Source organism: Vibrio sp. OY15, assembly GCF_000742455.1.
GTDB classification, from domain to species: domain Bacteria; phylum Pseudomonadota; class Gammaproteobacteria; order Enterobacterales; family Vibrionaceae; genus Vibrio; species Vibrio alginolyticus.
Map to the genome: position 1 here is coordinate 112,267 of NZ_JPIL01000005.1, position 12,666 is coordinate 124,932.

Below are 12,666 nucleotides of genomic sequence, written 5' to 3' on the forward strand. Positions count from 1 at the left end.
CTCTATTTTCTCTTCCTGACTCACTTATTGCCATCAAAGCCTTCTTCTATTCCCCATTCTTCGGTTTTATCGACTTTTCCATCAAATCTGTTAGATACCATGTTTAAAATGGGCCTTTTTCATCTGAAAGTTTAGTACATTGCTCAGTTTTTATTCTCTTTTAGAGAACTGTGTTATCTGGGTTACCTATTGTTTTATAAGAATATATTTCTTTGCTTGCTATGATAGATTAGAGAATGTGTTTCATATCCAAAGAAAAAAACGCATTAGAGTGAAGATTCTATCTAGAATTTGCTATTTGATAACTTTATAATTCCCGCCAATCGATTACGCAACCGTTTACTTTTTACCTTTACAGGATTCGATCATGCTCGAGAGGCTTTTTAAACTCAGTGAAAATGGCACAAATGTGCGCACTGAGATCATTGCAGGTGTTACGACCTTCCTAACTATGGCTTACATTATTTTTGTAAACCCAGCGATCCTGTCGGATACCGGTATGGACCGTGGCGCCATTTTTGTCGCAACTTGTCTTGCTGCCGCAATCGGCTGTTTTATCATGGGATTTGTTGCCAATTACCCAATCGCACAGGCACCAGGAATGGGCCTGAACGCATTTTTTACTTACTCTGTTGTATTGGGAATGGGTTATACGTGGCAAGTTGCGTTGGCGGCTGTATTTGTTTCTGGCCTTCTGTTCATTCTTTTAAGCGTATTTAAGATCCGTGAGTGGATTATTAACTCGATCCCGCATTCTCTACGAACAGGTATTTCAGCTGGTATTGGTCTTTTCTTAGCGTTTATCGCATTAAAAAATGCAGGTATCGTCGTTGATAACCCAGCGACATTAGTTTCTATGGGAGAGATCACATCATTGCCATCTGTATTGGCCGCGATTGGCTTCTTTCTTACGATTGCACTGGTTCACCGTGGTGTGAAAGGTGCGGTGATGATCGCCATTCTTGGCGTTACAGCGCTTGGTCTTCTATTTGGTGATGTGCAGTGGGGCGGTATTATGTCAACGCCACCAAGCATTGCGCCAACTTTCATGCAACTGGATTTCTCTGGTTTGTTTGAAGTAGGCATGATTTCCGTCGTATTTGCTTTCCTATTTGTCGATTTGTTTGACACCGCAGGTACGCTCGTTGGCGTTTCTCAAAAAGCTGGTCTAACTGACGAGAATGGCAACATCCCTCGTTTAAACAAAGCGTTACTTGCAGACTCAACAGCAACGTCAGTAGGTGCATTACTTGGTACCTCCAACACGACATCTTATATTGAAAGCGTTTCTGGTGTAGCTGCGGGTGGGCGTACTGGTCTAACAGCCGTGGTTGTTGGTGTACTCTTCCTACTTGCTCTATTGTTCTCACCACTTGCGGGTATGATCCCTGCTTATGCAACGTCAGGTGCGCTATTCTATGTGGCGATCTTGATGCTGTCTGGGCTAGTAAGCATTGATTGGCGTGACCTAACTGAAGCGTCCCCAGTTGTTGTGACTTGTTTAGTTATGCCGCTAACATTCTCGATTGCAGAAGGTATCACGTTAGGCTTTATCGCATACGCGGCGATCAAGTTATTCAGCGGTAAGGGCCGTGAAGTGTCGATGAGTGTATGGGTGATGTCAGCCATCTTCATCGTTAAATACCTCGTCGGTTAATTTCTCGAGCAAAAAGCCAGTGTGGATTTATTCACGCTGGCTTTTTCTTTTTTTACGTTGTTCACAGAAGACGGTTTTTCTGCGGAATAGGCAGAGAATTTTGATATCACCGTTGGTATTAGCGGTGTGTTTCGGTAGAATAATCGTTTGCGCAGCTTGAAATCCTCGTCTCCAAACATTTTGGAGAAGTTAGTGAGCATTCCGCTTTTGAGTGACTTCGCTAGATTTTGAGGATGCATATTTTCAAATTATTAGGTTATTACAATGAGTAAAAAATTCATTATCACTTGGGATGCAATGCAGACTTACTGCCGTGAACTGGCTGAAAAACAAATGCCAGCTGAGCAATGGAAAGGAATTTGGGCGGTAAGCCGCGGCGGTTTGGTTCCTGGCGCTATTTTGGCTCGTGAACTGGGTATTCGTTACGTTGATACAATCTGTATTTCAAGCTACGACCATGATCATCAGCGCGACATGACGGTACTAAAAGCACCTGAAGGTGATGGCGAAGGTTACCTAATCGTTGAAGACCTAGTAGACAGTGGTGATACAGCGCGCAAACTACGTGAGATGTATCCAAAAGCGAAAATGATCGCTGTGTGTGCGAAACCATCAGGCAAAGAGCTGCTGGATGATTACGTTGTAGATATTGCTCAAGACACTTGGATCGAGCAGCCTTGGGATATGTCAATCCAGTATGCTGAGCCAGTAAACCGCAAGCAAAAATAAACGCGGTTAAAGAATATTGAGAAATGCCCCTTTATAGGGGCATTTTTTTTATTATGATATTAAATCATGCTAATAGCCTAGGGTTCTTCCTATGTCTGAAGACGTCAGTAAAAATCTTTCCGAAACTTTGTTCGTGAAACATAAGCAAGCAAAAGAAACCTCCGCGCTTACCCAGTACATGCCGACCAGTAAAAAAATACTTGATGAACGAGAAGCGCAGGGTGATCGTGCTTGGTATCGTCATTTGCGTCGCTTGCAATGGGCTTGGCAAGGATTGTCTCCGATCGAAATGGAAGGCGTACTGTCCAAAATTGCTTCATCTTCTCACTCGCGAACCAATGATGATTGGTTGGACACTGTAATGGGTTATCACAGTGGTAACTGGACATTTGAGTGGATCAAGCTTGGTATGGCTCATCAGAAGCGAGCAAATGAAATGCAAGGAGAAGAGGCAGCGGATGAACTCTTCACTGCTTCTTTGTGTTTTAGTATTGCAGGCTACCCACATTTAAAAAATGACAACTTGGCATCGCAGGCTCAAGTACTGGCAAACAAAGCGTATTCTGACGGCGCAGAAAAAACTAAGTACACCATCAAGCAAATTGAAGTGCCTTACCAAAATCGCAAAATCATCGCGAACCTCCATTTACCAAGAACGGATAAACAGTTGCCTGTGGTCATGGTGAGCGCTGGTTTGGATACTCTACAAACCGACATGTGGCGTTTGTTCCGTAATCGTCTTGCACCGCGAGATATTGCGATGTTAACCGTAGACATGCCTTCAGTAGGGCATAGCTCTCATTGGCCCTTGACCGAGAATTCAAGTTGCCTACATCAAGCGGTATTGAATGAGCTTTACTCGCTACCTTGGGTTGATCATCACAAAGTGGGGTTAGTTGGGTTTCGTTTTGGTGGTAATGCCATGATCAGACTCTCTTTTGTTGAGCAAGAAAAGATCAAAGCTTGTGTCGCTCTAGGCGCACCCGTACATGATATTTTTACTTCCCCTCAGAAGTTACAAAAAATGCCGAAGATGTACCTAGATCTTTTGGCTTCCCGTTTGGGGAAAAATGCGGTTGATATTAATAGCATGGCTGGTCAGATGATGGCGTGGTCATTGAAGGTTCAGGGCTTCCTGAGCAGTCGAAAAACCAAAGTGCCTATTTTGGCTTTGAGTCTTGAGGGCGATCCAGTGTCGCCACACAGTGATAATCAACTTGTTGCTCTATTTAGCCAGTATGGTAGAGCGAAAAAAATCAGTTCCAAAACAATTACAAAAGGATATGAGCAATCCCTCGATTTAGCCATAAAGTGGCTAGAAGATGAATTATTAGGGTGACAATTCTCCTAAATTAGTTAAGAGTGATATATCTGAGCAAAAAATAAGCTCATGATAATTAAAAATAATAATCATTCTTGGGTGTTTACTTTTAACTATGAAAACGGAGATTCATATGTCAGAGACGACTCAGGGCCCGACTCACTTTCGCTTGATGTCAAAGTTGAAGGCGATAGGGCCTTACCTGCGCGAACCACAATCGCAAGAAGGGCGCTATTATTTTGATTGTTTATCTGTATGTGTAGACGACAAAAAATCGCCTGAGAAGCGTGAATTTTGGGGCTGGTGGATGGATTTGGAATCCATCGAGGGAGGCTTTACTGCTAAATATCATATTGGCAAGTACAACAAAGAAGGGCAATGGGTATCTGAAGCCCTTCCCAAAAAAGTGGTAGAGGAAGTGTATCTCACGCAGAGCACATTCCATCAAAAGCTGGTTGATACTTTAGAAGAACACTTCAAATTAGAAGTCGAATATCACACGGAGTCTTTCGATTTCGCTTAATTTGGTTGTTTTCATTTAATACCAAACAAAAAGGTGCGAAAACGCACCTTTTCTCTTGTTAATTCCCTATTTGATTGTTAAAACATCCTCTCTTTATTTGTTTTTCACTTCAGAAGACATCATGACAACGAATCAACAAAATGCAGTTGTTTCACAACCACAAACTGTCGTTGTGAAACTGGGTACAAGTGTGCTGACAGGCGGCACTCTGGCACTCGACCGTGCACACATGGTTGAGTTAGCACGCCAGTGTGCTGAGCTTAAAAAACAAGGCCATTCAATCGTAATGGTTTCGTCTGGTGCGATTGCAGCAGGCCGTGAGCATCTTGGTTACCCCGCATTGCCCAACGAGATGGCGAGTAAGCAGTTACTTGCCGCGGTGGGGCAGAGCCGCTTGATTCAAACATGGGAGTCTTTGTTTGGTATTTATGGTATCAAGATCGGCCAAATGTTACTAACCCGTGCCGATTTAGAAGATCGTGAGCGATTCCTTAACGCGCGTGACACTATTAATGCGCTCGTCGCGAACGATATTGTTCCTATCGTAAACGAAAATGATGCCGTTGCGACTAGCGAGATTAAAGTTGGCGATAACGACAACCTTTCCGCTTTGGTAGGCATTTTATGTGGTGCAGATAAGCTCTTGCTTTTAACGGACCAAAAAGGTCTGTTTACTGCTGACCCTCGTAAAGATCCGAACGCAGAGCTTATCAAGGAAGTAAAAACCATCGACGACACGCTGCGTAAAATCGCAGGTGGAAGCGGTACAACATTGGGTACTGGTGGTATGGCAACGAAGCTGCAAGCCGCAGACATCGCTCGCCGCGCAGGTATCGAGGTTATTATTGCTGCTGGTAGTGCGCCGAATGTTATCTTTGACTCTTTAAGTGCTGAACCTCAGGGCACGCGCTTCCTACCTTGCTCTGAAGCCTTAGAGAACCGTAAACGCTGGATTCTAGCGGGACCTGCGGCATCGGGCGACATCGTTATTGATGATGGTGCAGTCAATGCTGTGGTTGGCAAGGGCAGTAGCCTACTTGCTAAAGGGGTCATCAAAGTTAGTGGTGACTTCGCACGAGGCGAAGTGGCGCGTGTAACAAACACTCACGGTAAGTTGGTGGCTCGTGGCATCAGCGCCTACTCAAGTGATGACCTAACTAAAATTACGGGTAAGCACAGTAAAGATATCATCTCTATTTTGGGTCATGATTATGGCTCTGAGGTGATTCACCGCGATGATTTGGTCGTCATTCAGGAATAGAATTAGAGGGAAGCAAAGTGGATTTAACGAATATGGGTAAAGCTGCTAAAGATGCAGCTTTCGAATTAGCGACAGCGTCAACTGCGCAAAAGAACCAAGCATTAGCCATCATTGCTGATGAGCTAGAAGCAAGCTCTGCTGCTATTTTGGCGGCAAACGCTAAAGACATCGAACTTGGCCGTGAAGCGGGTTTAACCGATGCGCTGCTCGATCGCCTTTTGCTTAATGAAGAACGATTGACTGCAATTGCGAATGATGTTCGCAACGTCATTAGCTTGAACGATCCTGTAGGCAGCGAAATAGACAGTAAGGTACTGGAAAATGGGATGTCACTGTCTCGTCGTCGTGTGCCGCTTGGTGTCGTGGGCGTAATTTATGAAGCGCGTCCAAACGTAACCATTGATATTGCAGCGTTGTGCTTGAAAACCGGCAACGCAAGTATTTTACGTGGTGGCAAAGAGACCTTTTTCTCGAATATGGAATTAGTGAAGGTTATTCAGTCTGCGCTCGCAAAGGCGAACCTTCCAGCCGCTTCTGTGCAGTACATTGAAAAACCAGATCGTGAGCTTGTTTCTCAATTGCTTAAGTTGGACGATTACGTCGACATGATCATTCCACGCGGTGGTGCTGGCCTACACAAAATGTGTAAAGAAAACAGCACGATTCCGGTGATTATTGGTGGCTTTGGTATCAGCCATATCTTTGTCGACGAATCCGCTGATCTAGAGAAATCCCTGAATGTGGTTGAGAACTCTAAAGTTCAACGTCCATCTGCGTGTAACTCATTAGATACGCTGCTCGTGCATGAAAAAATTGCAGCGCAATTCCTACCAATGATCGTAGAGCGCATGAACGATAAAGTGACCTTCGTGACAGAGCCTAAGGCAAAAGCACTGATGGCTCAAGCAACACAAATTCGCGATGCTGTTGAAGGTGACTTTGATACGGAATGGTTGAGCTACACTCTTGGTGTAAAAGTTGTGTCTGATGTGAAAGATGCCATTGATCATATGCGTGTCCATAACGCGAGCCACTCAGATGCGATCATGACCAATAGTTTGGAAAACTCAGAACTGTTCATCAATTCTGTCGGTTCGGCGGCGGTTTATGTGAATGCTTCAACGCGCTTTACAGACGGTGCGCAATTTGGCCTTGGCGCAGAAGTCGCAGTATCTACGCAAAAGCTACATGCACGCGGTCCGATGGGCTTAGAAGAGCTAACTAGCTACAAGTGGGTTGGTAAAGCGAACTACTTAGCACGCAGTTAACACATTCGACGAGATCTTGAGTGAAAAAGGGGCCTTTGCGCCCCTTTTTGTTTTGTCTAACATACCAATTCCGCTACACTACATGAGCTTTTATTTCGGTTTGAAAGCGTTATACCCAAATAGCTTTAATAGAGTCCGTATAACCATGAACGCGTGGTTATCCGTGATTGCTCATGAGGTTATTTTGGTATAGATATGGAGGTGATATGCATTGTCCTTTTTGTTCCGAGAACGATACCAAAGTTATTGATTCCCGCTTAGTGGCTGATGGCCATCAAGTTCGACGTCGCCGTCAGTGCTTGGCGTGTAGCGAGCGTTTCACTACGTTTGAAAGCGCAGAGTTAGTGATGCCTAAAGTGATCAAATCGAATGGCAACCGTGAACCATTTGATGAAGATAAAATGGTTGGCGGTATTCAACGCGCTTTAGAGAAACGCCCAGTGAGTGCCGATTCTATAGAGTTAGCGATCAGTATGATCAAATCACAACTGCGTGCGACGGGTGAGCGAGAGGTTCCGAGTGAAATGATTGGTAATTTAGTCATGGACCAGCTCAAAGAGCTCGATAAGGTGGCTTACATTCGTTTCGCTTCCGTTTACCGCAGCTTTGAAGATATTCGCGAGTTTGGCGAAGAGATTGCCCGCCTAGAAGACTGAGTAGCTCATGACTCAACACACTCTTGAAAGAGCGTTTTCTGATTTAGATTTCGCCATGATGTCACGAGCTATTAAGTTAGCGAAACGTGGCATTTATACCACCGCCCCTAATCCAAATGTAGGGTGTGTCATCGTTCGTGATGAAGAAATTGTCGGTGAAGGCTATCACCATCGTGCTGGTGAGCCGCATGCCGAAGTGCACGCGATGCGCATGGCGGGTGAAAAAGCAGTTGGTGCAACCGCTTATGTGACGCTAGAACCTTGCTCTCATTACGGCCGTACACCGCCATGTGCCGAAGGGCTGATTAAAGCCAAAGTGGCACGTGTGGTTTGCGCCATGGTAGACCCAAACCCGAAAGTTGCAGGTCGCGGCATCCAGATGTTACGTGATGCAGGAATTGAAGTACAAATCGGCTTGTTAGAGCAAGATGCCCTTGCCCTTAACCCTGGTTTTATAAAGTACATGCGTACAGGCATGCCGTTTGTTCAATTAAAAATGGCAGCCAGTTTGGATGGGCAAAGCGCACTCAGTAATGGTCAGAGCCAATGGATCACCTCCCCTGCGGCCCGCCAAGATGTGCAGCGTTATCGAGCGATGAGTGGTGGTATTCTCTCTACCAGCAAAACGGTGATTGATGATAATGCGTCACTCAATGTGCGTTGGGATGACTTACCTACCAGTGTTCAAGCGCAGTATTTACGAGAAGAACTTCGTCAACCAGTACGTGTAATCTTAGACCGTCAGAACCATTTAACGGGTGCGCTCAAGCTGTTCCACACCGATGGAGAGCGAGTTATTATTCGCTCTGATGGAGACTGTATCCCTCTATTGGACAGCGCTGACCAAATTGACTTATCAACGACATTAAAACGTATCTCGGATGAGCACCACATCAATCACTTATGGGTTGAAGCTGGAGCTACGCTAGCGAGTGCGATGATAAAGGCTAATCTTGTAGATGAGCTCATTGTTTACCTTGCGCCAAAACTCATGGGCAGCGATGGTCGGGGGCTTATCGGTGCTTTAGGGTTAAGCGCTATGGCTGACGTCATAGATTTAAACATTACAGACGTTCGTATGGTTGGGGTAGACATTCGCATCACCGCCACCATAAAACGTAATGAAATTAGATAAGAAATAGTATGTTTACAGGAATAGTAGAAGCAGTTGGCAAGTTAGCTGCGATTACGCCGAAGGGCGAAGACATCACCGTCACGGTTGAAACGGGTACGCTTGATATGTCAGACGTTAAGTTAGGCGATAGCATTGCGACCAATGGTGTTTGCTTAACGGTAGTTGACTTCGGAAGCCACTATTACAGTGCTGATCTGTCATTAGAAACCTTGAAGAAAACTGGGTTTGCTGATTACCAAGTAGGCGATAAGGTGAATCTAGAAAAAGCCATGTTGCCAACAACGCGATTGGGTGGACATATCGTTTCTGGCCATGTCGATGGGGTTGGTGAAATTGTCGAACGCAATTCAGTTGGCCGTGCGATAGAGTTTTGGGTTGCAATGCCTGCGGAAATTAGCAAGTACGTTGCAGAGAAAGGCTCGATTACTGTTGATGGTATTAGCCTAACCGTCAACGACTTACGTAAAAATGCTTTTAAGCTGACGATCGTTCCTCATACGAGTGAAGAAACTACGATTGACCAGTTTCAAGTGGGGCGCAAAGTCAACTTAGAAGTTGATGTACTTGCGCGTTATATGGAGCGTTTACTGCAAGGACAACAAGAAGATAAGGCCGAGTCTCGTATCACGATGGACTTTTTACAGCAAAACGGTTTTGCATAAGTCTTGGGAGTGGCTGCGTGAGGCATGCGATAAAGAGCAGACTCACAGAACACCGCGAGATTCATTGACTTGCTTAATGCAAAGCTCAAACTATTGACCTAACTAGCATTCACTGCAACGTAATTTTTCATTGCTGTCGCAATAACAAATTTAGAATAACGGGATAACAGACTATGCCAATCAGTACGCCACAAGAAATTATTGATGATATTCGCGCAGGCAAAATGGTCATCCTAATGGATGATGAAGACCGCGAGAATGAAGGTGACTTGATCATGGCTGCCGAGCATATTACGCCGGAAGCCATCAACTTTATGGCAACCTATGGCCGTGGCCTGATTTGTTTAACCATGACCAAAGATCGTTGCGAAAGTCTAGGTCTGCCACCAATGGTGCAAGACAATAATGCGCAATACACCACCAACTTTACTGTTTCGATTGAGGCAGCAGAAGGGGTAACGACGGGTATTTCAGCCGCAGATCGCGCACGTACCGTTCAAGCAGCAGTCGCGCCAAACGCTAAAGCTGCGGATTTGGTGCAGCCTGGTCACATCTTCCCTCTCGCAGCTCAAGACGGCGGTGTACTGACTCGCGCAGGTCACACTGAAGCTGGCTGTGATTTGGCTCGTCTTGCTGGTTTAGAGCCAGCATCGGTGATTGTTGAGATCTTAAATGACGACGGCACGATGGCTCGTCGCCCAGATCTAGAGATCTTTGCAGAGAAGCACGGTATTAAATTGGGCACTATTGCCGACCTAATTGAGTACCGCAATAACACTGAGACAACGATTGAACGTGTGGCTGAGTGCAAGTTACCGACAGAGTTTGGCGAGTTCACGTTAGTCACGTACAAAGACACCATTGATAACCAAGTGCACTACGCAATGTGCAAGGGCGATTTGAAAGAAAAAGCGCCACTGGTTCGCGTACATCTTCAAGACGTTTTTACCGACTTACTACGTAGCGATCGTAATGCAGAGCGCAGTTGGACACTAGATAAGGCAATGAAACGCATTGGTGAAGAGGGCGGTGTGTTGGTTGTTCTTGGCCATGAAGAATCGACTGATCTACTTATTCATCGCGTGAAGATGTTCGAAGCGCAAGACAAAGGTGAAGCCCCAACGCTTGCTAAAAAACAAGGCACGTCTCGCCGTGTTGGCGTTGGTTCACAGATTCTTGCGGATCTCGGTGTACATGATATGCGCCTTCTGTCATCGACCAACAAAAAGTACCACGCGTTAGGTGGTTTTGGTCTGAATGTTGTTGAGTACGTCTGCGAGTAACAACCGAACAATAAGTTCCTAGTCTTTGACGTGCTTAACTCGTCAATGGCTAGGAACCGGTGATTTGCCTCCAATTTCCATTAGATATTGCTCACAAATTTGTGCTAGAATCCGGCGATTCTCACTTGATGAACATATTTCACTTATAAATAGAGTTAAAGGAAAGCTTATGAAAGTGATCGAGGGTGGCTTCCCAGCGCCAAATGCAAAAATTGCTATCGTTATTTCTCGTTTCAACAGTTTTATTAACGAAAGCCTACTTTCTGGTGCGATCGATACACTAAAGCGTCACGGACAAGTAAGCGAAGACAACATCACGGTTGTGCGTTGTCCAGGTGCCGTAGAACTACCTCTAGTAGCTCAGCGTGTTGCTAAAACTGGCAAATTCGACGCTATTGTTTCTCTAGGGTCTGTTATTCGCGGTGGAACGCCTCACTTTGACTATGTTTGTAGTGAAATGAACAAAGGTCTAGCACAAGTGTCTATGGAATTCAGCATTCCAGTAGCATTTGGTGTTTTGACTGTTGATACGATCGATCAAGCGATTGAACGCGCAGGAACCAAGGCTGGTAATAAAGGTGCAGAGGCTGCACTAAGCGCACTTGAAATGATTAATGTACTATCTGAAATTGATTCCTAATGGGGGCCAGTGTGAAACCAGCCGCACGTCGTAACGCACGTCAATTCGCTCTACAGGCGATCTACTCATGGCAAATTACTAAAGAGAATGTTGCCAAGATTGAAGAACAGTTTTTGTCTGGCGACAAATACGATGAAGAAGAACTTCATGCATCTGAGCCAGCGCTTGCTGCTCCAGAGACAGACGTAGCTTACTTCCGTGAACTATTAAGCGGTGTTGTACTTAGCCACGCTGAGCTAGATAGCAAAATTCGTCCATACATCTCTCGTCCTATGCAGGATTTAGATATGATGGAACTTGCTCTTCTTCGCCTTGCTATGTACGAGATGACTCGTCGCGAAGATGTTCCTTACAAAGTTGTTATCAATGAAGCGATTGAACTTGCAAAAGTTTTCGCAGCAGAAGATAGCCACAAGTTTGTGAATGGTGTACTTGATAAAGCAGCACCTCACATTCGTAAGAAATAACGATTTCTTCAATGAAAAGGTCAGCACATGCTGACCTTTTTTGTATCAAAAGCTTTTACATCAAAAAGTAAGTGAATTATGTCTGGTGAATTTAATCTGATAGACAAGTACTTCGTCGGTCGTCAGAGCCAACGTAAAGATGTCCATCTAGCCGCTGGTGATGATTGTGCTTTGGTCAAAGCGCCAGCTAATGTTCAGATTGCGATTAGCACGGATACATTGGTAGCTGGAACGCATTTCTTAGCCGACGCGAACCCAGCATGGGTCGCACACAAAGCATTGGCTTCTAACATCAGTGATTTGGCGGCGATGGGCGCAACGCCTGCATGGGTGAGCTTTGCATTAACGATGCCTGAGCCAGATGAAGAATGGCTTGCTCCTTTCTGTGATGCATTTTTCGAACTGGCTGATTACTATGGTATTCAGTTAATAGGCGGTGATACCACCAAAGGTCCATTGTGTCTGACACTCACGGTGCAAGGTTTTGTACCTGAAGACAAAGCGCTCACGCGATCCGGCGCAAGGCCTGGGGATTGGGTATATGTAACGGGAAACCTTGGCGATGCAAAAGCTGGCTTGGATGTGATTCTAGATGACTCTCTGCGCAGCAGAGCCGGCGCGGAAGCACTAGAGCGAGCTCATTACCTTAGTTCTCCGCGTGTGCTTGCTGGACAAGCTCTTGTTGGCTTAGCCTCTTCTGCGATAGATATTTCAGATGGTTTAATCTCTGATATTAAGCACATTTTACAGCGATCTCAGGTTGGGGTGAGTATTGATGTCTCTCAGCTACCGATCTCTTCAGAATTAGTCCAGTTTTTAGATGATAAGATCAGCGCGCAGCAGTATGCTTTAGCAAGTGGCGAAGAATACGAGTTGTGTTTTACCGTGCCGGAGCAAAATCGAGGCTCGTTACAAAGCGCTTTATCTCATACTGGCTGTAAGGTCACATGTATTGGTCAAATCCGACCAAATGGAACCTTCGAGCTGCATGATAACAATCAACCACTTGATTGGGACTTAAGTGGCTTCGACCACTTTAAATGATCTGAGCTAAGCTCTAGCCA

At 45.2% G+C, this 12,666-nt stretch carries 13 protein-coding genes; all 13 read left to right on the forward strand.

The features are described 5' to 3' along the window. Positions 1-367 precede the first annotated feature (367 nt). The 13 genes from IJ23_RS06795 (at position 368) to thiL (ending at position 12,646) form a co-directional block, all read left to right on the forward strand. The gene (locus IJ23_RS06795) at positions 368-1,657 is read left to right on the forward strand and encodes an NCS2 family permease (RefSeq protein ID WP_005381592.1); all 1,290 of its coding nucleotides are present in this window, start codon (positions 368-370) and stop codon (positions 1,655-1,657) included. A 264-nt stretch (positions 1,658-1,921) separates the two neighbouring features. Next, complete coding sequence (gene tet(34) / locus IJ23_RS06800) at positions 1,922-2,386, forward strand: oxytetracycline resistance phosphoribosyltransferase domain-containing protein Tet(34) (RefSeq protein ID WP_005381590.1); 465 nt, start codon at positions 1,922-1,924, stop codon at positions 2,384-2,386. A gap of 91 nt (positions 2,387-2,477) precedes the next feature. Continuing rightward, the gene (frsA, locus tag IJ23_RS06805; RefSeq protein WP_033905834.1) at positions 2,478-3,725 is read left to right on the forward strand and encodes an esterase FrsA; all 1,248 of its coding nucleotides are present in this window, start codon (positions 2,478-2,480) and stop codon (positions 3,723-3,725) included. Between the two features lie 115 nt (positions 3,726-3,840). Then, positions 3,841-4,230, forward strand: coding sequence for a sigma factor-binding protein Crl (gene crl, locus IJ23_RS06810; protein WP_005381584.1), 390 nt, complete (start codon positions 3,841-3,843; stop codon positions 4,228-4,230). Between the two features lie 121 nt (positions 4,231-4,351). Then, entirely contained in the window at positions 4,352-5,491 is a 1,140-nt protein-coding gene (proB, locus tag IJ23_RS06815) for a glutamate 5-kinase (RefSeq protein WP_033905836.1), read from the forward strand. A 17-nt stretch (positions 5,492-5,508) separates the two neighbouring features. Continuing rightward, entirely contained in the window at positions 5,509-6,759 is a 1,251-nt protein-coding gene (locus IJ23_RS06820; protein ID WP_033905839.1) for a glutamate-5-semialdehyde dehydrogenase, read from the forward strand. Positions 6,760-6,965: 206 nt separating this feature from the next. Next, positions 6,966-7,415, forward strand: a complete 450-nt coding sequence (gene nrdR, locus IJ23_RS06825) for a transcriptional regulator NrdR (RefSeq protein ID WP_005381578.1) — start codon at positions 6,966-6,968, stop codon at positions 7,413-7,415. Positions 7,416-7,422: 7 nt separating this feature from the next. Beyond that, positions 7,423-8,550 (forward strand): bifunctional diaminohydroxyphosphoribosylaminopyrimidine deaminase/5-amino-6-(5-phosphoribosylamino)uracil reductase RibD, encoded by a 1,128-nt coding sequence (gene ribD, locus IJ23_RS06830; RefSeq protein WP_033905840.1) that lies wholly within the window; start codon positions 7,423-7,425, stop codon positions 8,548-8,550. An 8-nt stretch (positions 8,551-8,558) separates the two neighbouring features. Then, entirely contained in the window at positions 8,559-9,212 is a 654-nt protein-coding gene (locus IJ23_RS06835) for a riboflavin synthase (RefSeq protein WP_005383626.1), read from the forward strand. Between the two features lie 173 nt (positions 9,213-9,385). Then, positions 9,386-10,495 (forward strand): bifunctional 3,4-dihydroxy-2-butanone-4-phosphate synthase/GTP cyclohydrolase II, encoded by a 1,110-nt coding sequence (ribBA, locus tag IJ23_RS06840; protein WP_005381573.1) that lies wholly within the window; start codon positions 9,386-9,388, stop codon positions 10,493-10,495. Positions 10,496-10,664: 169 nt separating this feature from the next. Beyond that, complete coding sequence (gene ribH / locus IJ23_RS06845; RefSeq protein WP_005381572.1) at positions 10,665-11,135, forward strand: 6,7-dimethyl-8-ribityllumazine synthase; 471 nt, start codon at positions 10,665-10,667, stop codon at positions 11,133-11,135. After that, entirely contained in the window at positions 11,135-11,602 is a 468-nt protein-coding gene (nusB, locus tag IJ23_RS06850) for a transcription antitermination factor NusB (RefSeq protein WP_005381571.1), read from the forward strand. Before ribH ends, nusB begins: the two co-directional genes overlap by 1 nt. Before the next feature lie 78 nt (positions 11,603-11,680). Beyond that, positions 11,681-12,646: a thiamine-phosphate kinase gene (gene thiL, locus IJ23_RS06855; RefSeq protein ID WP_033905841.1), complete on the forward strand. Its 966-nt coding sequence runs from the start codon at positions 11,681-11,683 to the stop codon at positions 12,644-12,646. Positions 12,647-12,666 lie beyond the last annotated feature (20 nt).